The organism is Dermacoccus sp. 147Ba, assembly GCF_004151355.1.
Classification (GTDB): domain Bacteria; phylum Actinomycetota; class Actinomycetes; order Actinomycetales; family Dermatophilaceae; genus Dermacoccus; species Dermacoccus abyssi.
Genome location: NZ_SEHL01000003.1, coordinates 31,837 through 51,291, shown reverse-complemented (window position 1 = coordinate 51,291; position 19,455 = coordinate 31,837). Strand labels below are relative to the sequence as shown.

The following is a 19,455-nucleotide window of genomic DNA, read 5'->3' as shown; positions in this document are numbered from 1 at the left end:
CGCACCATGCGTTTGTGAGCCACGTCACAACTTGGAACCCTCGGCCACTTATATTTTGACGTCGAGATACCCGTACGTTCGAGGAGTCCCACCGGGCGCTCCCCTTCGACTCCTCGAACTCGGTTGCGCGCCGGGACGACCGACGACAGCGATGACTCGGGTGACGAACGGAGATCCCGTTCGGGCCCGCTCGCACAAAGGATGGCCGATCCAATGACTACGACTGACATCGAGACGATCGGCGGCACGACGCACAAGGGCCTTGACGCCTGGGTTGCCGAGGTCGCCGAGATGACCACCCCCGACCGCATCCAGTGGGTGACGGGTTCGGACGAGGAGTGGAAGCAGATCACGGACAAGCTCGTCGAGACGGGCACGTTCACGCGCCTCAACGAGAACATCAAGCCGAACTCGTTCTACGCCGCCAGTTCCCCGCAGGACGTCGCGCGTGTCGAGGACCGCACCTACATCTGCAGTGTCGACGAGAAGGACGCCGGGCCCACCAACAACTGGATGGACCCGAACGAGATGAAGGACATCATGCGTGGCCTCTACAAGGGCTGCATGAAGGGTCGCACGATGTACGTGATCCCCTTCGTCATGGGTCACCTCGAGGCCGAGCACCCGATGTTCGGTGTCGAGATCACCGACTCCGAGTACGTCGTCGCGTCGATGCGCGTCATGGCCCGCTGTGGCACGAAGATCCTCGACCGCATCGAGGAGCTCGGTGACGACGCCCGCTACGTCCCGGCCCTGCACTCGGTCGGCGCCCCGCTCGCCGACGGCGAGAAGGACGTCGCGTGGCCGTGCAACGACGAGAAGTACATCGTGCAGTTCCCCGAGGAGCGCACGATCTGGAGCTTCGGCTCCGGCTACGGCGGCAACGCCCTGCTCGGCAAGAAGTGCTACTCGCTGCGCATCGCCTCGGTCATGGCACGTGACGAGGGCTGGCTGGCCGAGCACATGCTCATCCTGAAGCTCATCTCCCCGGAGAACCAGGTCTACTACATCGCTGCGGCCTTCCCGAGCGCCTGCGGCAAGACCAACCTCGCCATGCTCAAGCCGACCGTTCCGGGCTGGAAGGTCGAGACCCTCGGCGACGACATCGCCTGGATGCGCTTCGGCAAGGACGGCCGCCTGTACGCCGTCAACCCGGAGTTCGGCTTCTTCGGCGTCGCGCCGGGCACGAACGAGCACACCAACCCGAACGCCATGAAGACGATCAACAAGGGCAACTCCGTCTTCACGAACGTCGCGCTCACCGAGGACGGCGACGTCTGGTGGGAGGGTCTCGAGAACCCGCCGGCCAAGGCCACGGACTGGAAGGGCAACCCCTGGACGCCCGACAGCGACGAGCTGTCCAGCCACCCGAACAGCCGCTACTGCACTCCGATCGAGCAGTGCGACATCCTGGCCGACGAGTACAACGACCCGCAGGGTGTGCCGATCTCGGCGATCCTCTTCGGTGGCCGCCGCAAGACGACGGTTCCGCTCGTCACCGAGGCTCGCGACTGGCTGCACGGCACCTTCATGGGCGCCACGCTTTCGTCCGAGACGACGGCCGCCGCGACCGGCCAGGTCGGCGTCGTGCGCCGCGACCCGATGGCCATGCTGCCCTTCATCGGCTACAACGCCGGCGACTACTTCCAGCACTGGGTGAACGTCGGCAAGGACGCCGACGCGAGCAAGCTGCCCGCGATCTTCTACGTCAACTGGTTCCGCCGTGACGACAACGGTGACTTCCTGTGGCCCGGCTTCTCCGAGAACAGCCGCGTCCTCAAGTGGATCATCGAGCGCATCGAGGGCAAGGCCGCTGCGGTCGAGACGCCCATCGGTCACGTTCCGACGCCGGAGTCGCTCGACGTCGAGGGCCTCGACATGACGGACGCCGAGCTCGAGGCCGCCCTCGCGGTCGACGTCGAGGAGTGGAAGGCCGAGATCCCGCAGATCGAGGAGTGGTTCGCCAAGTTCGGCGACCAGCTCCCGGTTCAGCTTCAGGTCGAGCTCGACGGCCTCAAGGAGCGCCTCGGCGCCTGAGCCCATCAGACGTGGCGGTCCCGGCCGACCGTCACTTGACCGTCGTCGGTCACGCAACCTCCCGTTCGCTGCTCGCGAGCGGGAGGTTGCGTCATCTCCGCCGTCCGCCCACCGAGCGTCCTACGGACAGTTCGCAGGTACGCCCCGTACGCTCGAAGTCAACCGCACGTCCCCGTTCCCCGAGGAAACCGATGTCACGCTCGTTCGCCCTGACCGCCGCCGCCCTCGCGCTGCCGCTCGCTCTCGCGGCCTGCGGCAATTCCTCACCCGACGCCGAGGGGCAGTCCTCCGCGACCTCGACGTCCGTTTCGACCTCGAGCGCCACCTCGGGGGCCGGGCAGTCGTCCTCGACGAGCAGTTCCACCGGCACGAGCACCAACTCATCGGGCTCGACGCAGTCGTCCGCCGCGGCGAGCTCCACCTCGGGCGAGAGCACGGCCACCCCATCGAGCTCCTCGCAGCCCTCCGCCGTGGGACACGTGTCCGTCTCGCCGTCCACAGCACAGGGGAAGGCGCCCACCCCGACGCAGGTGAAGAAGTCCGCACTGGAGAACACCCCCGTGTCGTCTGTACACGTCACCACTCCTGACGGGGGCCCTCAGACGGGCGCAGCCGTCGCCACCCAGAGTCTCGTGACGTCGGTGAACGGTCGTACCCTCTCCTACACGTACAGCGCGTCGGGCAAGCAGCACCTCTACCGTTCGCAGCTAAACAACGCGGTCATCGCGGCGCCGAACAGCCGTGGCGTCACGATCGACTTCGGTGACGGCAGCGACATGGACGGCGCCGACCTCGGCGCGCTCCAGTGCGCACCGAAGTCGCCCCTCGCTGCATTCGCCGACAAGTTGCCGACGCAGAGCCACACCTACGCGGCCGCGGGGACGTACACCGTCACGACCACCACGTACTTCTGCGGCGACTCGGGCCCGGTGAGCAAGTCCTCGACGCAGAAGGTGACGATCAACTGATCCCGTTCGCCGAGGCCCGCGAAGGGCTCTTCTCGGCGCTGCACACGTCACCGCACGACCGGCTCGTCCTCGCTGTGGCAGGCGCACCCGGCGCAGGCAAGTCCACCGTCTGCGAGCTCCTGCTCGCGGAAGCGCAGAACCGCGACGTGTCGGCGATCGTCGTCCCGATGGACGGCTGGCATCTCGCGCACCGAACACTGGAACGACTCGGCCTCGCGCAGGTCAAGGGAGCACCCCAGACGTTCGACGCCGAAGGCTTCGTCGCCCTGGTGGCCCGTATCGCGGGGCAGCGGCCCGGGGATCCGTCCGTTTGGGCGCCCGAGTTCAGGCGCGAGATCGAGGACGCCGTCACCGGCGCCGTCGAGATTCGCCCCGAACACCGTCTCGTCGTCGTCGAGGGCAACTACCTGCTGCTCGACGAGCACCCGTGGCGCAACCTCGCCGACTTCTTCGACACCGCATGGGTCCTGACGCCCGACGAATCGACTCGCCGCACCCGACTCGTGGAACGTCACGAGCGCTACGGGCGCAGCACGGAGGACGCTCGAGCGCACGCTCTCGGCTCGGACGAGACGAACGCCCGCCGCATCGAGCACAACATGGTCGCGCGGGCGGGGCTCACCGTCCTGGAGGTCGACCCGGGCTGATCACCCCTTGGAACACCACAGGTGCCAGCGGATCCCGAGCAGATCCGTCCACCACACCGAGTGCCCGTTCTTCGGGTCACCCAGCAGGTCACGCAAGCCAAAGGGCACGCATGTGCTGGGCCAGGACGTCGTCGGCGGGGTCGGTGTGGTCGTCGGCGACGTGGGTGACGGTGTCGGCTGCGTCGGCTCACTCGTCGGAGTCGACGGCGAGGGGCTCGTCGGTTCCGACGGACGCGTCGGCTCGGTGGTCGGCGTGGTCGGGTTCGACGTCGTCGGCTGCGACGGTTCGCTCGTCGGCGTCGTCGGGTTCGACGTGGGTTCGGTGGTCGGCGACGTCGGTTGCGTCGTGCTCGGTCCGCTCCTCGACGAATCCGACGGTGCGGGAGCGGTCGACGTGGGAGCCTGCGACGTCGAAGTGCCCGGTGCGGGAGCCGTCGCCGAACCGGACGGCACCGGCGGCAGCGCGGACGTCGGCACGGTGGCCGAACCCGTCGGCGTTGCGGCGCCCGGCATCGTTGTGCGCAACGGGGATCCGCCTGCCGACGGCAAGCCTGGCAGGCGCGGCAGGGTGACCGCGGAGGAGCCCGACGGAACGACTGGGCCGTTGTTCCCTCGCTCAGAGGCGGCGCGCTCGTTCGCGCGGGGGGCGCTCGTCGCCCAGGTGGACGTCGAGGTCGGCTGACTCGTCGCGGACGCCGTCGACGACGCGGTGGGAGTGTCCGTGGAGGACGACGACGGATCGGCCGGCGCACTCGAGGAGGAGTTCGGTCCACGGGAACTCGAGGCGGCACCGTCGTCCAGCAAGACGACGCCGGCCGCCACGGTTGCGGCAAGGCCCACGAGCGCGGCGCCGGCGGCCCAAGTGCTCACCGTTCCGCCGGCGCCCGGCGCTCCGGCCGCACCGGATCCGGCGGCGGCCCCGGACGGGTCGTTCAGCGCCTCGCGCAAAGCCTCGGCCTTACCGGCGTCGAGGGCGGACGGAGTGACGGTTGCGGCCCGAGCGGACAGCGCATCACGCAACTGTTGCTCGAGGGCGGCGAACTCGTCGGGTCGAAGATCAGCCATCGGCGTCTCGCATCGCTTGGGCGAGCTTGGCCATGGCGCGTGAGGCTTGCGACTTCACCGTGCCCTGGCTGATCCCGAGGGTCGACGCGATCTCGACCTCGCTCAGCCCCTCCCAGTACCGCAGCACGAGAACCTCGCGCATGCGGGTGGGCAACGCGCCGAGGTGGCCGAGCACCTGCTGGTGCTCGTCGGCCAGAAGAACGGGCTCGTCGGAGCCGGGCCCGGCCTCGGGTTCGGCAGCAGCGGCGTACTCGCGGGCGGTGCGGCGACGCCGTAGCGCCGAGCGGGCGTGGTTGAGCACGGACGCACGCAGGTACGCGCGGGCGTTCGCGGGCGATTCGAGGGAGTCGACGTTGCGGTGCAGACCGAGGAAGGCGTCGTGCACGACGTCCTGCGCCGACTCGATGTCGTCGACGAGCTGACGAGCCAGACGCACCATGTCGTGGTACGAACTGACGTACAGGGCGTCGAGGTCGACCTCGTCCGGGGGAGAGCCCTGCGAGGACGTGTTCGCCCCCGAGGTCGCGTCGTCACCGGTCGACGCAGCGCGCTCCGAACGAGCGCTTCGCGCCCCTTCCGAGATGGCCCACCAGGGCGCCGGGGGAAGCGGAAGCGCTGCATGGACGAAAGTCATGCACCCGCTCCCCTCATCACACGGCAGATGCCGACGCCGATGTTCTGCAGGGCGATTCGGACGATGCCCCATCATCCAGTGTCGGCGAGGAACGCGGGCCGGGGCAAGCCGATCGACCCAAGTGTCCGCGCAAGCGGGTGCCTGGCCCGCGCGGTCGATCGTCCTCATGACAGAAAGACGCACACCGGACCGACAGGTTGCATGTCACCTGACGAAATATGCCCGAGGTGGCTCAGGACGTGCGCCGGCGAAGGGCCTTGGCCGTGCGTCCGATGCGTGACAGCAGCGCATCGTAAGCGTCCGTCATCGGAGCCGATCCGGCGATGGCGCTGAGAGGCTGGCGTGCTCCCTGAGCCCGCTGAACCACAGCCCGATCCGCCAGGACAGGTGAGAGGACGAGTGGCCCGAAGGTCCGCTCCAGTACCTTCACCTGTTCGGCGTGTTCGCGGACCGAGGGACGGAACCGGTTGACGACGATGCCGAGCGGTTGCAGCCCGCCCGCCTCACGTCGACGCAGGTCGTCGATCGCGGCGAAGAGTCGGTTCGCAGCATTGACGGCGAACGCCCCCGGTTCGGCGACGACGATGGCGCGGTCGCTCGCGACGAGCGCGCTGCGCGTCAGGCCGGACAGCGACGGCGGTGCATCGATGAGGACGAGATCGTAGTCGAGCTTGCCGAGCGCCTTGCGCAGCGTGTGGAGGCTCTCCCCCTCGGCGTCCGGGCGATCGAGCGCTGCGGTCGACGGGGCACCGGGCAGGACGTGAAGCTCCCCCGCACCCTCCCAGCCCGAGGCGACGATCGTCTGCTCGAGCACCTTGCGCTTCGGGCTTTCCAGCACGTCACCACTCGCACTGCCGGTGGCCTTGGCACCGAGGGCATAGGTGGCGTCACCCTGCGGGTCGAGGTCGACGACGAGCGTCGCGAGCCCCTTGCGCATCGCGGCGTCGGCGAGCCCGAGGACGACGGAGGTCTTACCCACCCCGCCCTTGAGGCTGCACACGCTGATGACGACCATGGCTCAACCCTAGGCGGGCGCGGCGCAGCGGTGCCCCGACACGCCGCGCCGCCGACAGGTCACTCCGCCCAGTCGAGGGTGCGCTCGACGGCCTGGCTCCAGCGCCCCAGCAGGCGCTGACGCTCGTCGTCCTCCATCGAGGGCTTCCAACGCTTGTCCTCGGCCCACTGACGACGCAGGTCGTCGAGGTCCTTCCAGAACCCGACGGCGAGGCCGGCCGCGTAGGCGGCACCGAGGGCCGTCGTCTCGTTGACCTTCGGGCGGATGACCTCGACGTCGAGAATGTCGCTCTGGAACTGCATGAGCGTCTCGTTGACGACCATGCCGCCGTCGACCTTGAGCTCGGTCATCTCGACGTCGGAGTCGGCGTTCATCGCCTTGACGACCTCCTGGCTCTGGTACGCCACGGCCTCGAGGGCCGCGCGGCACAGGTGCCCGCGGTTGGCGAAGCGGGTGAGGCCGACCACGACACCGCGAGCGTCGCTGCGCCAGTGCGGCGCGAAGAGGCCGGAGAAGGCCGGGACGACGTAGACGTCACCGTTGTCGTCGACCTCCTTGGCGTACTTCTCGACCTCCTTCGCGTCCTTGATGAGCTTGAGGTTGTCGCGCAGCCACTGCACGAGCGAACCGGTGACGGCGATCGAGCCCTCGAGCGCGTAGACCGGCTTCTGGTCACCGATGCGGTAGCAGACGGTGGTGAGCAGTCCGTTCTTGCTCATCACCTTCTCCTCACCGGTGTTGAGGATGAGGAAGTTGCCGGTGCCGTAGGTGTTCTTGGCCGTACCCGGCTCGAAGCAGACCTGACCGAACGTGGCGGCCTGCTGGTCGCCGAGCGCGCCCGCGATCGGCACACCGCGCAGGACGCCGCGGTGACGCACCTTGCCGTACTCCTCGGACGAACTGCGGATCTCCGGGAGCATCGACATCGGGATGCCCATGTCCTTCGCGATGGACTCGTCCCACTCGAGCGTGTCGAGGTTCATGAGCATGGTGCGGGAGGCGTTCGTGACGTCGGTGACGTGGACGCCGCCGTTCGTGCCACCCGTCATGTTCCAGATGACCCACGTGTCCATCGTGCCGAACAGCAGGTCACCGGCCTCGGCCTTCTCGCGAGCGCCGTCGACGTTCTCGAGGATCCACATGACCTTCGGGCCGGCGAAGTACGTGGCGAGCGGCAGGCCGACGACGTCCTTGTACTTGTCGGCGCCGTCGTCACCGGCGAGCTTCTTGCAGATCGCGTCGGTGCGCGTGTCCTGCCAGACGATGGCGTTGTAGACCGGCTTGCCCGTCTTCTTGTCCCACACGACGGCCGTCTCGCGCTGGTTGGTGATACCCACGGCGGCGATGTCGTCGGAGTCGAGGTCCTTCTTGGCGAGCGCCTCGGCACAGACCTTGCGCGTGTTGTCCCAGATCTCGGCCGCGTCGTGTTCGACCCAGCCGGCCTTGGGGAAGATCTGCTCGTGTTCCATCTGGCCGACGGCGACGACGTTGCCGTCGTGGTCGAAGATCATGCAGCGCGTGCTCGTCGTGCCCTGGTCGATGGATGCGACGTACTTCTTCTCAGCCATGTTCTGCTCCTCGTGCGTCGAGTTGGCGTTGGCGGTTGATGTCGAGTCTGCCCCGAACGGGTCAGCCGATGTAGAGATTGGCGGCGAAGCCTGCGATGAGGCCTCCGATGACGGGGCCGACGACCGGCACCCATGCGTAACTCCAGTTGGAGTCGTCCTTGTTGGGGATGGGAAGGAGGAAGTGCGCAAGGCGCGGCGCCAGGTCGCGTGCCGGGTTGATGGCGTAGCCCGTCGGACCACCGAGCGAGACGCCGATGGCGACGACGAGGAAAGCAACGTTGAGCGGTCCGGCCTGGCTCGGCGTCTTGGCGAACACGAGGATCGTGAAGACGAGGACGAACGTTCCGACGACCTCCGTCATGACGTTCCAGAACGGCGATCGGACGGTGGCCGAGGTGGAGAAGACGTTCGTCGGCGCGTCCTCGTGCTCGTCGAACTGCTTCTTGTAGGCCATCCACACGACGACGGCGCCGATGAAGCCGCCGACGAACTGGGCGGCGACGTAGGTGAGTGTCGAGGCGGCCGTGATGTCGACGCCCTTGGCGTAGGTGTCGGCGCCACTCGCCCACATGCCGAGGGTCACCGCGGGGTTGAGGTGGGCACCTGACTTGTAGGCGGCGAACACTCCGGAGAAGACGGCGAAGCCCCACCCGATGTTGATCATGAGAGGGCCGCCGCCGAAGCCGCCGTTCTTCGGCAGCAGGACGTTGGCCACGACACCCACACCGAGGACGATGAGGATCGCCGTTCCGAGGACTTCGCTCAAGAAGACTTGTCCGAGTGACATGCGTTCTCCGTTCCTGAAGGATCCCGTGACGGGCGCGCCCCGGGGATGCTCGTTTCGTACCCTACGCGGTGGGCTGAGGTCGCCGGGGGTTCCGCAGCGGGCGCGACGAAGGCTTCGCTCTCCGTTCGTCGTGTGACGAAAGGCCCACGCTCCGGATTCGGGAAACGTCCATTCGAGCGGTCTAAGGTGGAGGGGAAGCCGCGTTCCGCGCGGCGCCCGTGAGACCCGTCGCTCCCCTTTCGGAGGTACCCATGACGATGCACCCCTACAGCGCGAAGATGAGCCCGCAGGCCCGCGAGGAATCGTGGCGCGAGCTCGGCGAGCGCGAACTCGACGTCCTCGTCATCGGCGGTGGTGTCACGGGCGCGGGCGTCGCGCTGGACGCCGTCACGCGCGGCCTGCGTACCGGCCTCGTCGAGGCCCGCGACTTCGCGAGCGGCACCTCGAGCCGCTCGTCGAAGCTCTTCCACGGCGGCCTGCGCTACCTCGAGCAGCTCAACTTCGCTCTCGTTGCCGAGGCGCTCAAGGAACGCGAGCTCATGCTGACGCGCATCGCTCCGCACCTCGTGCACCCGGTGGCGTTCCTCTACCCGCTGAGCCACCGCGCCTGGGAGCGCCCGTACGTCGCGAGCGGTATCGCGATGTACGACCAGATGGGCGGCGCCCGCTCGGTGCCGCGCCAGAAGCACCTCACCCGCGGCGGCACGATGAAGCTGTTCCCGGGTCTCAAGCCGGACGCGATGGTCGGCTCGATCCGCTACTTCGACGCGCAGGCCGACGACGCGCGTCACACGATGACAGTGGCGCGCACCGCCGCGCAGTACGGCGCCATCGTGCGCAACTCCACCGAGGTCGTCGAACTCGTCACCGAGGCCGACCGTGTCGTCGGTGCCGTCGTGCGTGACGTCGAGACGGGCGAGAAGCTCGAGGTCCGCGCCAAGGTCGTCATCAACTGCACCGGTGTGTGGACCGACGACATCCAGAAGATGACGGGTGGGCGTGGCCGTTTCCGCGTGCGCGCGTCGAAGGGCGTGCACATCCTCGTGCCGCGCGACCGTATCGCCGGCGAGGTGGGCCTCATCCTGCGCACCGAGAAGTCGGTGCTGTTCGTCATCCCGTGGGGTCAGCAGTGGCTCATCGGCACCACCGACACCGACTGGGCCCTCGACGTCGCCCACCCCGCGGCGACGAGCAAGGACATCGACTACATCCTCGAGCACGTCAACACGGTGCTCGCCTCGCCGCTCACGCGTGACGACATCCTCGGCGTGTACGCCGGCCTGCGTCCGCTGCTCGCGGGCGAGAGCGAGGACACCTCGGCGCTCTCGCGTGAGCACGCCGTCGCGCGCCCGCAGCCGGGCCTCATCTCGATCGCCGGCGGCAAGTACACGACCTACCGTGTCATGGCGGAGGACGCCGTCAACGCGACCGCCGAGGACCTGGGCCCGATCAAAAACTCGGTCACGGAGGTGACGCCGCTCGTCGGCGCCGACGGGTACGCCGCGATGCTCAACCTCAAGCACGAGCTGGCCGCCGAGTCCGGCCTGCCGGAGTGGCGCATCGAGCACCTGCTCGGCCGCTACGGCTCGCGTCTGTACGAGGTGCTCGAGCTGGCACAGGACGACGCGTCGCTGCTCAAGCCCGTCGGGGCCGCCGACGAGTACCTGCGCTGCGAGATCGCGTACGCCGTGACGAACGAGGGCGCGCTGCACCTCGAGGACGTCCTCGCCCGCCGCACGCGCATGTCGATCGAGACCAAGCACCGCGGCGCCGACGCGGCGCAGGAGGTCGCCGACATCATCGCGCCGCTGCTCGGCTGGTCGGACGAGACGAAGAACGCCGAGATCACGTCGTACGTCGAGCGCGTCGAGGCCGAGCGCAAGTCGCAGGAGCTCGAGACCGACGAGGCCTCCGACGCCGCGCGCCTCGAGGCTCCCGACCCGCGCCCGAGTCTGCGCAAGGTGCTCGCCACCCGCTGACCCGCGCTGGTCCTCGCCGCCCCCTCCCGCCTGCCGCGGGTGGGGGCGGTGGCGTGTAGAGGCCGGTCTCCGGGGCGAGTCGGCCGTACAATGCATCGTGCCCCTCGATGTCATCGCTTTCCTGGCCGGGTTCCTCGCAGCTCTCATCGTCACGCTGCTCCTGGGACGCGCGGCCCTGCGTCGGTACGACATCGACTTCTCCGGCTGCGAAAGTGGCGGGTGCAGCGCGTTGGTCAGCCGGCTCGACGGTTATCCCCCGAGGGCTGTGCGGGCGATCGCCCACAAGGGAGGAGTCGTCCTGTGGCAGCCCCGACGGCGACTCGTCATCGCCACACCACCTGCCGCCACCGACACGGCCACACGTCGCGCAACTGCACAACCGGACGATGCCCCGTGGGGCTGGAACCTCGAAGGCCGTGACGACGGTCCGGAACTGTTCGGCGGCGAGGGCCTCGCCACGGTCGTTCGACGAGCCTCACGAACGGCGCAGCGAGCTCCCCTCACGACCTGGGCGTGGCTGCTGTTCCCCCGATTCTGGGGTGCACTAGCCGGCGCCTTCGTGCTGACTGCGCTGGGGATGGCAGGCGTTGTCGCTCTCGGTCACACAGAAACCGTGACGGTGACCAAGACCGTCGCCGACCCGGAGATCGACGAAACCTTGTGCACCTTCGTTCTCAGCGACGCGGCCGGCAAGGCGGCCGGCGAGCAGGTGTCGTCGTGCGTCATGGTCGACGAGCCTCGAGTGGGCGCGCGGGTGGAAGCCGTCGCGCTGCTGGCGAGCGACTACGCCATCGTCCTCGACGACTTGGGCTTGTCGGAGCCGACACTCGGCAGTCTCTTCATGGCAGCCGGAGCCGGCGGTGTCGCAGTGGTCTCCGGCCTCTGGCGCGCCGTCCTACCGCGCCGTCGAACGAGCCTCATCCCCTTCCCGATCGCCTCGGACGACGCCGAGGGCGCGGACATCGCGGCCATGGAGCACTTGACGCTGGCCGAACTCGCCGACCTCGAGGAGAGCATCGCCCCGCAGCCCTCGACGACCCCCTCGCACGCCGGTACTGGGGTTCGGGGGCTGATCAACCGGATGAGGCTCTATCCGATTCCTGCGGGATCTTTCGCGACGTTGGCCCTGTGCTGGCACCACTACGACGAGCATCGAAACATCGCCCTCGTGGTCGGGCTCGTGGCGCTCATGGTGTTCGTTCGAGGACTCGTGCTGAGCCTGACGCAGTTCGTCGAGGTGCGCTCCCTCACGCACCAGGCCTGGCAGGGTCCGCTCGCGTACTCACGCGTGCCGGGCGTTGCCAACGCTGTGCTGCTCTTCCTGCGCCCCGGCCGTGCGCTGTGGCTCGATCTCGATGGCAGCGTGCCGCCCCGCGGCACCGCGCAATACCGCGGTGATCTCACCGAGGACCCCTCATCGGTCCAACTGCTCGTGGACGGAGTCCTCCTGCGCGCCGATCGTCGCCACCCCGAGTTGGGCCCAGCGGAACTGGACCAGCTTCGCGAGGACGTTCTCGACGACCTCACCATGCTCATCGCCCGGGCCGACCCACCGTCCACGCACAGGAACGTCACAGAAACGACCTTGGAACTGCATAGCCGCCGGGGCGACACTGAGTGACATGAGCCCCGCTGCCCCCGCTTTGAAGCGCCCCGACGGCACGAACGTCCGGGTCCTCGTCGTCGACGACGAGTCGAACCTCACCGAACTGCTGTCGATGGCCCTTCGCTACGAGGGCTGGGACATCAAGAGCGCCGCCACCGGCAACGCGGCCGTCAAGACGGCCAAGGAGTTCAAGCCCGACGCCGTCGTGCTCGACATGATGCTGCCCGACTTCGACGGCCTCGAGGTGCTCCGGCGTATGCGCGACGAGGACCCGACGCTGCCGGTCCTTTTCCTCACCGCGCGCGATGCCGTTGAGGACAGGGTGGCCGGTCTGACGGCCGGAGGCGACGACTACGTCACGAAGCCCTTCAGTCTCGAGGAGGTCGTGGCCCGCGTGCGCGCGTTGCTGCGCCGCTCGGTCCAGTTGCAGGAGGAGGAGAGCTCGCTGCTGCGCGTCGGCGACCTCACCCTCGACGAGGACAGCCACGAAGTGATGCGCGGCGGCGACGAGATCACCCTCACCGCAACGGAGTTCGAACTCCTGCGCTTCCTCATGCGCAACCCCAAGCGCGTACTGAGCAAGGCTCAGATCCTCGACCGGGTGTGGCACTACGACTTCGGCGGCCAGGCCAACGTCGTCGAGCTCTACATCAGCTACCTGCGCAAGAAGATCGACGCCGGCCGCGCACCGATGATCCACACGATGCGCGGCGCCGGCTACGTGCTCAAGCCCGCTTCCTGAGCCGCCGCCCCGTGTTCAATCCCGCCCGGTGGCCGCTGCGCACGAAGCTGCTCACCTCGATCGTCACCCTCTTCGTCGTCATCATCGCGATCATCGGCGCGGCGACCGTCCTCACCACCCGCAACTCGCTCATGACGCAGGTGGACGCCCAACTCGCCGACGCACAGCGCTCCCTCGACGGCCCCGGTGAGGGCGACGCCCCCGGTCACACCGACGGCTACCACCGCGCCGCGCCCGGGCTCGGCGGCAGCATGCTGCGCCTGACGATCGACGCCTCCTCCACCGCGAACACGATCCGCACGAGCGAGAACGTCGTCCTGACGCCCGGCTCGATCTCGACGCTGTCGAAGGCCCAGGTTCTGACGCTGTGGAACAGTTCGCTCGGCACCGCCCCTCAGACCGTCGACGTCGGCGGCGGCCTCGACACCTACCGCCTCGTCGCCGTCTCGCGCTCGAACGGCGACGTCACCATCGTCGGCATGCCGCTCGAACCCATCGACCGGAACGTCGGTGAACTCGCCCGGAACATCGCGCTCATGGGTCTGCTCGGCCTCGTCGCCGTGGGCGGCGCGAGCTTCCTGCTCGTGCGCAGCAACCTGCGTCCGTTGCGCCGGGTCGCGGCCACCGCCGAACGAGTCTCGGAGATGCCCCTCGGACGCGGCGACGCACGCACCGACGAGCGCGTGCCGACGGTCGACACCGACCCGCGCACCGAGGTCGGCACCGTCGGCCTGGCGCTCAACAACCTGCTCGACCACGTCGACTCCGCCCTCGACGCTCGCGAGGGGAGCGAGATGCAGGTGCGCCAGTTCGTGGCCGACGCGAGCCATGAGCTGCGCACTCCCCTCGCCTCGATCTGTGGCTACGCCGAGTTGTCGCGCCGCGAGACCGAGCCTGTCCCGCCGTCCGTGACCCACGCTCTCGGGCGCATCGAATCCGAAGCCGGGCGGATGACGACGCTCGTCGAGGACCTGCTCCTGCTGGCCCGTCTCGACGCCGGCCGCGAACTCGAGCGCGAACCTGTCGACCTCACCCGCATCGTCGTCGAGAGCCTGAGCGACCTCCACGCGGCCGGGCCCGACCACGTCTGGCACCTCGACCTCCCGGAGGACCTCGACGAGGTGCCCGAAGTCGTCGGCGACGAGGCGCGTCTGCGTCAGGTCGTCATCAACCTGCTCGCCAACGCGCGCCGTCACACGCCGCCGGGGACGGTCGTGACGGCCGGGCTCGCGCGCGAGGGCGACGACGTGATCGTCAGCGTCACCGACAACGGCCCCGGAATCCCCGCCGAGTTCACGCCGCACCTCTTCGAACGCTTCACCCGCGGGGACGTCGCGCGCACGCGCACCGAGGGCTCGACTGGTCTGGGCCTGTCGATCGTGCACGCCGTCGTCACCGCGCACCACGGCACGGTGAGCGTCGAGAGCGAACCCGGGAACACCCGGTTCACCGTGCGTCTGCCCATCGAACCGAGGGGCCGACTCGCGTCACCCGAGGCAGCCGGAGCATGATGTCGGACGACACCCGGAGGTGACGATGAACGAGAACGAGGCGCTCGCCGCCGCGACGAACCCGTCTGCGGCGCCGGAAACCCAAGCCGGCGAACGGGGCACCGTGTCGCACGCCATGCGCTTCGCGCTCGTCGGCGTGGGCTCGACGGTTCTCTACACGCTGCTCTTCATGCTCCTCGACATGCGCATGAACCACCACCTCGCGAACGTGACGGCGCTGCTCGTGTGCACGGTCCTCAACACGTGGGTGAACCAGCGATTCACGTTCGACGCGGCGGGGCACTCGGGCGGCAAGGCCGCCCACGTCCAGAGCCTCGCGATCCTCGCGGTCACGCTCGCGGTGACAACGGGCGCGCTCGCGCTGGAGCACCACCTGTGGCCGAACGCGGGCACCTTCTGGGACACGGTGACGGTGACGATCGGCAACGCGATCGCGACGGTCGTGCGCTTCGTCGTCTTCCGCCGAATCTTCACGCGCTGAGCGACCGAAGCCCCCTGTGACGGCGCGGTTTGGTGTGCGCCGGGCTGTCCGATACCCTTTCAGGGCTTGCAGTGCTTACTGCTCGTGGAGGAGGCGTCGCCTAGTCCGGTCTATGGCGCCCGCCTGCTAAGCGGGTTTGGGGTTTATAGCCCCATCGAGGGTTCAAATCCCTCCGCCTCCGCCAGCGAATGTGAAGGGCCCCTCCCCAGGATCAGCGACGAAGTCGCCCTGGGGAGGGGCCCTTCACATTCGCTGATGAAAGCACGGGGATTTGGGAGGAGTCCGGGCGCCCGTGAGCGAAGCGAGCCCGCGCCCGGACGACGGCTCCCTCCGCCTCAGGGAACGAGACCGAGGTGCGACACACCAGCGCAGCACCTCCAGCGAACTCTCAGAACCTGATCGTCACCGGATTGAGACTTTCCCAGGTTCGTCCTTCATCATGGTGAGCAGCACTTTTCAAGTTCGCCGGGCCGGTGGCTCCGACGGGCGGTCAGCTATTGGGGATCTTCACATGACGCACGACTCGTACGCGAGCCATTCGGGGCCGGAGGGGCTCCGTGAGGCAACTCGCTCGGGTGAGCGTCAGCGCCGTCGGGCGTCGTTGCGCCGCAGCTTGTCGTTGACCTTCCTGAGCACGCTGTTGCCGGGGCTGGGGCTGGTGTGGACGCGCCGCCGCCGCCTGGGCATTCTGCTGGCGGCGTTCACGTTGCTCGCACTCCTCACGTTGGCCGTCGTGCTCGTCGGTGGTGGGCTCATCACCGGTGCGGCGAACGTGCTCACGGCGAAGGGCCTCAAGATCGCCCTCGCCGTCACGATCGGCGCGATCCTGCTGTGGCTGTTCTCGATCGTGCTCACGGCGCGCACGACACACATGACGGCGTGGTCGCGCCGCGGCGAGACCGTCTTCAAGGGCTTCACCGCGCTCATGTGCCTCGCGGTCACGCTCCCTGCCGCTGAGGCAGTCCGGTACGTCACGGTGACGCAGGACGCCTTCGGTTCGATCTTCATCAAGAACGGCGGCGGCCAGAGCGCGAAGGAGAACGCGTTCAAGCGGCACGAACGTGTCAATTTCCTCCTCGTCGGTTCGGATGCGGGCAAGGATCGCTTCGAGGTGCGTACCGACTCCGTCATGGTCGCCTCCGTCGACACGAAGACCGGCGACACGACCCTCATCAGCATCCCGCGCAACTGGCAGAAGGTGCCGTTCCCCACGTCCAACCCGCTGCACGACCTCTACCCGGACGGATTCACCTGCCCGGACCGTGGCGCGAGCGAGCAGTGCATCATGGATGCCGTGTGGACCGAGGCCACCGTGCAGCACCCCGAGCTGTTCAAGGGTCAGCAGTACGCCGGCCTCAACTCGACACGCGATGTCGTCACGGAGATCACCGGCCTCGAGATCGACTACTCCACCGTCATCAACCTCGAGGGTTTCCAGGATCTCGTCGATGCCATGGGCGGCGTGGACATGACGATTCCGCCCGGCGGGATCGCCATCGGCGGCAAGATCGTCAACGGCGTGAAGACGGGGATCACCGGGCGCATCCCCGAGGGTGAGCAGCACCTCGACGGTCAGCAGGCCCTCTGGTACGCGCGCAGCCGGGTCGAGACGGGCGACGGTGACCGCATGCGCCGTCAGCGCTGCATGGTCAACGCTCTGGTCAGCCAGACCAACCCGTTCCAGATGGTCCAGCGCTTCCCCGACATCATGAAGGTGGCCAAGGAGAACATCCTCCTCGACCTCCCCCAGGACCAGCTCCCCGACCTCGCTGATCTGGCCAACACGATGAAGAAGGGCCAGATGAAGAGCGTCAATCTGGCCTACCCGATCATCAGCGACAGCAACCCGGACTACGACAAGGTGCGCTCGCTCGTGAAGAAGGGCTTGGAGCGTCCGAAGGCCACGAAGAAGCCCGCACCGAAGAAGACGTCGACGTCCAGCTCGACCACGCCCTCGACGAGCACCTCGACCACCGAGGAGCCTGTGAGCGACACGACCTCCACCTGCTGATCGCACGACCTCGACGAGGACGCTCCACAGCTGATCCCGAAGTGACGAGATATCCGGCACGACGAAGGCCCCAGCCGAACCGGCTGGGGCCTTCGTGAGGTCTACCTGATATCAGGCAGAGGTGACGTTCGAGGCCTGCGGGCCCTTGTCGCCCTGCGTGATCTCGAACTCGACGCGCTGACCCTCGTCGAGCGAGCGGTAGCCGTTGGTCTGGATGGCCGAGTAGTGAACGAAGACGTCAGCGCCGCCGCCGTCCTGCTCGATGAAGCCGAAGCCCTTTTCAGCGTTGAACCACTTCACAGTGCCCTGTGCCATGGGAAATCCCTCTATCTATCGTGTTGCGTTGAGCTTCAACTTTTGAAACTCAGGCTGATGTGCATGCCATAGGCGCCTGAGGTTGAAACAACAGGAAAAACCGAGGTACTGCAAAGCAACCACCATCACGCTAACACGCGCCGCCTCCCCGAGGCTCATGCGCGACGCCCGCAAACGTGAACAGTGCATGACCGCACAGCGACGGGCGGCACCCGTTCGGCCTCAGGCTGCCAGCTCCTCGTGGTCGGCTGCCGCAACGAGTTCCGCGTAGCGCCCACCACGGGCGAGAAGTTCGGCATGCGTGCCGGCCTCGACGATCCGTCCCGCGTCCATGACGACGATGCGGTCGGCATCGCGGACGGTGGAGAGACGGTGGGCGATCGTCAGGGTCGTGCGGCCCGCGCTCAGGCGCTCCAGAGCGTCCTGGACGGAGCGTTCCGTACGGGTGTCGAGCGCACTCGTCGCCTCGTCGAGGACGAGGATCGGCGGGTTGCGCAGCAGAGTGCGCGCCAGCGCCAGGCGTTGCTTCTCGCCGCCGGAGAAACGGTGTCCGCGAGCGCCGACGACGGTGTCGTACCCGCCGGGCAGACCGGCGACGACGTCGTGGATGGCGGCGGCTTTCGCGGCGGCGACGATCTCGTCGTCCGTGGCGTCGGGCTTGGCGTAGTGCAGGTTCTCGGCGATGGTCGCGTGGAGCAGGTAGGGCTCCTGGACGACGACACCGACGAGGTCGCTCACGTCGGCGAGCGTCATGTCGCGCAGGTCGACGCCGTCGATCCGCACGCTGCCCGCGTCGGGGTCGTGCAACCGGCTGACGAGTGCCGCCAGCGTGGACTTGCCCGAGCCGGTGGCGCCGACGACGGCCACGTTGGAGCCGGCAGGCACGGTGAGGTCGACGTCGTCGAGCGCGGGTCGGTCAGCGCCGGGGTAGCGCAGAGTGACGTGGTCGAAGCGCACCTCGCCGCGCACGGCGTCAGGCTCGAGGCGAACCGGCTCGGCCGGGTCGGCGATGGCCACGGGCATGTCGAGGTACTCGAAGATGCGGCTGAACAGCGCCTTGCTCGTCGTCAGCTGGATGCCGACGTTGAGCACGCCCATGAGCGGGCGGAAGAGCGCGGACTGCAGACCGGTGAAGGCCACGAGCGTTCCGATCGTCATGCCACCACCCGTGGCGGGGAGGCCGGCCGCGAGGTAGATGAGTGCAGGGATGACGGCGAAGATGATCGACATCGTGCCCATGCGCCAGCGTCCGGCCATCTGGGCCTGGAGTTCGAGTTCGGTGAGCGTCGCGGACGAGCGCGTGAAGCGGGTGCTGAGCTGCGGGCCCGCGCCCATCGTCTTGGCGAGCACGACACCGCTGATGGACAGGCCCTCCTCGATCTGGGTCTGCATGTCGGCGAGCGTTCCCTGCGCCTTCGACTGAACCGCGCGTCGCAGACGCGCGACGCGGCGCGTCAGCCAGATGGCCGGCGGCAGGACGACGAGGCTGATGAGCGAAAACCTCCAGCTGAGCACGGCCATCGCGATCGCGGTGCCGATGACGGTCGTCACGTTGCTCGCGATCGACGTGGCGGCGTCCGTGACGACGCCCTGCATGCCGTTGATGTCGTTGGTCAGGCGGCTCTGCAGCTCGCCGCCGCGCGTGCGGGTGAAGAACCCGAGGGGCTGGCGCTGCAGGTGGGAGAACAGGTCGGTGCGCAGCGTGTGCATGACGCGCTGGCCGGTGCGCGTGGCGAGCCAGGTCTGCACGACGCCGAGAAGCTGCGTGACGATCGTGACGGCCAGGATGCCGCCGACGAGCGTGAGCAACAGCGGCACGTCCTGGTGCGGAATGGCGTCGTCGATGAGGTGCTTGGTGAGGAACGGCGGCGCGAGCGCGATGACGGCGCTGACGACGATGATCGCGAGCACGACGGCCATGGACACGCGGTGCGGCGCGAAGAGCCGCGTGATGCGGCGCATGGAGACGGGGTGGGCGTCGAGCTGGGCGATGTCAGCCTTGCTCACGCGCATGCCGGAGCGGCCGGCGCCGTGGCCGGGGCCCGGGCCGTGGGGGTTCGGTTGGCTGGTCGTGGTGATCACGTCCTTT

17 protein-coding genes and 1 tRNA gene are annotated in these 19,455 nt (G+C 68.2%); 11 read left to right on the top strand and 7 right to left on the bottom strand.

Going from position 1 to position 19,455, the window contains the following annotated elements; all coding sequences use genetic code 11:
• The first annotated feature begins 213 nt into the window (after positions 1-213).
• The gene (locus EVU97_RS04715; RefSeq protein WP_129663948.1) at positions 214-2,037 is read left to right on the top strand and encodes a phosphoenolpyruvate carboxykinase (GTP); all 1,824 of its coding nucleotides are present in this window, start codon (positions 214-216) and stop codon (positions 2,035-2,037) included.
• A 91-nt stretch (positions 2,038-2,128) separates the two neighbouring features.
• On the opposite strand, the gene EVU97_RS14935 is transcribed toward EVU97_RS04715, so the two are convergent.
• Complete coding sequence (locus tag EVU97_RS14935; protein ID WP_165357876.1) at positions 2,129-2,617, bottom strand: hypothetical protein; 489 nt, start codon at positions 2,615-2,617, stop codon at positions 2,129-2,131.
• Between the two features lie 61 nt (positions 2,618-2,678).
• On the opposite strand from EVU97_RS14935, the gene EVU97_RS14930 reads away from it, so the two are divergent.
• From EVU97_RS14930 to EVU97_RS14925, 3 genes are all read left to right on the top strand, one after another.
• Positions 2,679-3,005 (top strand): hypothetical protein, encoded by a 327-nt coding sequence (locus EVU97_RS14930; RefSeq protein WP_165357875.1) that lies wholly within the window; start codon positions 2,679-2,681, stop codon positions 3,003-3,005.
• Positions 3,002-3,652: a nucleoside/nucleotide kinase family protein gene (locus EVU97_RS04705; RefSeq protein ID WP_370448526.1), complete on the top strand. Its 651-nt coding sequence runs from the start codon at positions 3,002-3,004 to the stop codon at positions 3,650-3,652. The genes EVU97_RS14930 and EVU97_RS04705 overlap by 4 nt, the downstream gene beginning before the upstream one ends.
• Before the next feature lie 112 nt (positions 3,653-3,764).
• Positions 3,765-4,334, top strand: coding sequence for a hypothetical protein (locus EVU97_RS14925; RefSeq protein WP_165357881.1), 570 nt, complete (start codon positions 3,765-3,767; stop codon positions 4,332-4,334).
• Positions 4,335-4,709: 375 nt separating this feature from the next.
• On the opposite strand, the gene EVU97_RS04695 is transcribed toward EVU97_RS14925, so the two are convergent.
• The 4 genes from EVU97_RS04695 to EVU97_RS04680 form a co-directional block, all read right to left on the bottom strand.
• Positions 4,710-5,351, bottom strand: coding sequence for an RNA polymerase sigma factor (locus tag EVU97_RS04695; protein WP_129663944.1), 642 nt, complete (start codon positions 5,349-5,351; stop codon positions 4,710-4,712).
• Positions 5,352-5,583: 232 nt separating this feature from the next.
• Positions 5,584-6,366 carry a ParA family protein gene (locus EVU97_RS04690; RefSeq protein WP_118912894.1) on the bottom strand — a complete coding sequence of 261 codons (783 nt, stop codon included), beginning with the start codon at positions 6,364-6,366 and terminating at the stop codon, positions 5,584-5,586.
• A 59-nt stretch (positions 6,367-6,425) separates the two neighbouring features.
• On the bottom strand, positions 6,426-7,934 hold the full coding sequence (glpK, locus tag EVU97_RS04685; RefSeq protein WP_047310579.1) for a glycerol kinase GlpK: 1,509 nt from the start codon (positions 7,932-7,934) through the stop codon (positions 6,426-6,428).
• Positions 7,935-7,995: 61 nt separating this feature from the next.
• Complete coding sequence (locus EVU97_RS04680; RefSeq protein ID WP_047310580.1) at positions 7,996-8,721, bottom strand: MIP/aquaporin family protein; 726 nt, start codon at positions 8,719-8,721, stop codon at positions 7,996-7,998.
• Between the two features lie 251 nt (positions 8,722-8,972).
• Between EVU97_RS04680 and EVU97_RS04675 the strand changes: the two genes are divergently transcribed.
• From EVU97_RS04675 to EVU97_RS04645, 7 genes are all read left to right on the top strand, one after another.
• On the top strand, positions 8,973-10,700 hold the full coding sequence (locus EVU97_RS04675; protein WP_129663942.1) for a glycerol-3-phosphate dehydrogenase/oxidase: 1,728 nt from the start codon (positions 8,973-8,975) through the stop codon (positions 10,698-10,700).
• 97 nt (positions 10,701-10,797) lie between these two features.
• Positions 10,798-12,321, top strand: a complete 1,524-nt coding sequence (locus tag EVU97_RS04670) for a hypothetical protein (RefSeq protein WP_129663940.1) — start codon at positions 10,798-10,800, stop codon at positions 12,319-12,321.
• Position 12,322: 1 nt separating this feature from the next.
• Positions 12,323-13,048: a response regulator transcription factor gene (locus tag EVU97_RS04665; RefSeq protein ID WP_129663938.1), complete on the top strand. Its 726-nt coding sequence runs from the start codon at positions 12,323-12,325 to the stop codon at positions 13,046-13,048.
• Positions 13,049-13,059: 11 nt separating this feature from the next.
• Complete coding sequence (locus EVU97_RS04660) at positions 13,060-14,559, top strand: cell wall metabolism sensor histidine kinase WalK (RefSeq protein ID WP_129663936.1); 1,500 nt, start codon at positions 13,060-13,062, stop codon at positions 14,557-14,559.
• Between the two features lie 25 nt (positions 14,560-14,584).
• Entirely contained in the window at positions 14,585-15,040 is a 456-nt protein-coding gene (locus tag EVU97_RS04655; RefSeq protein WP_129663934.1) for a GtrA family protein, read from the top strand.
• An 89-nt stretch (positions 15,041-15,129) separates the two neighbouring features.
• Positions 15,130-15,224: transfer RNA gene (locus EVU97_RS04650), tRNA-Ser, on the top strand.
• Positions 15,225-15,551: 327 nt separating this feature from the next.
• Positions 15,552-17,051 carry an LCP family protein gene (locus EVU97_RS04645; RefSeq protein ID WP_052946789.1) on the top strand — a complete coding sequence of 500 codons (1,500 nt, stop codon included), beginning with the start codon at positions 15,552-15,554 and terminating at the stop codon, positions 17,049-17,051.
• Positions 17,052-17,162: 111 nt separating this feature from the next.
• On the opposite strand, the gene EVU97_RS04640 is transcribed toward EVU97_RS04645, so the two are convergent.
• Entirely contained in the window at positions 17,163-17,366 is a 204-nt protein-coding gene (locus tag EVU97_RS04640; RefSeq protein ID WP_047310585.1) for a cold-shock protein, read from the bottom strand.
• Positions 17,367-17,588: 222 nt separating this feature from the next.
• On the bottom strand, positions 17,589-19,379 hold the full coding sequence (locus EVU97_RS04635) for an ABC transporter ATP-binding protein (RefSeq protein ID WP_129664358.1): 1,791 nt from the start codon (positions 19,377-19,379) through the stop codon (positions 17,589-17,591).
• Positions 19,380-19,455 lie beyond the last annotated feature (76 nt).

Excerpts from the sequence above, each read along its gene's own strand:
- EVU97_RS04715 (WP_129663948.1), top strand. The coding sequence starts at position 214 with ATGACTACGACTGACATCGAGACGATCGGCGGCACGACGCACAAGGGC.
- EVU97_RS04695 (WP_129663944.1), bottom strand. The coding sequence starts at position 5,351 with ATGACTTTCGTCCATGCAGCGCTTCCGCTTCCCCCGGCGCCCTGGTGG.
- EVU97_RS04690 (WP_118912894.1), bottom strand. The coding sequence starts at position 6,366 with ATGGTCGTCATCAGCGTGTGCAGCCTCAAGGGCGGGGTGGGTAAGACC.
- glpK (WP_047310579.1), bottom strand. The coding sequence starts at position 7,934 with ATGGCTGAGAAGAAGTACGTCGCATCCATCGACCAGGGCACGACGAGC.
- EVU97_RS04680 (WP_047310580.1), bottom strand. The coding sequence starts at position 8,721 with ATGTCACTCGGACAAGTCTTCTTGAGCGAAGTCCTCGGAACGGCGATC.
- EVU97_RS04675 (WP_129663942.1), top strand. The coding sequence starts at position 8,973 with ATGACGATGCACCCCTACAGCGCGAAGATGAGCCCGCAGGCCCGCGAG.
- EVU97_RS04665 (WP_129663938.1), top strand. The coding sequence starts at position 12,323 with ATGAGCCCCGCTGCCCCCGCTTTGAAGCGCCCCGACGGCACGAACGTC.
- EVU97_RS04655 (WP_129663934.1), top strand. The coding sequence starts at position 14,585 with ATGAACGAGAACGAGGCGCTCGCCGCCGCGACGAACCCGTCTGCGGCG.
- EVU97_RS04645 (WP_052946789.1), top strand. The coding sequence starts at position 15,552 with ATGACGCACGACTCGTACGCGAGCCATTCGGGGCCGGAGGGGCTCCGT.
- EVU97_RS04640 (WP_047310585.1), bottom strand. The coding sequence starts at position 17,366 with ATGGCACAGGGCACTGTGAAGTGGTTCAACGCTGAAAAGGGCTTCGGC.
- EVU97_RS04635 (WP_129664358.1), bottom strand. The coding sequence starts at position 19,379 with ATGCGCGTGAGCAAGGCTGACATCGCCCAGCTCGACGCCCACCCCGTC.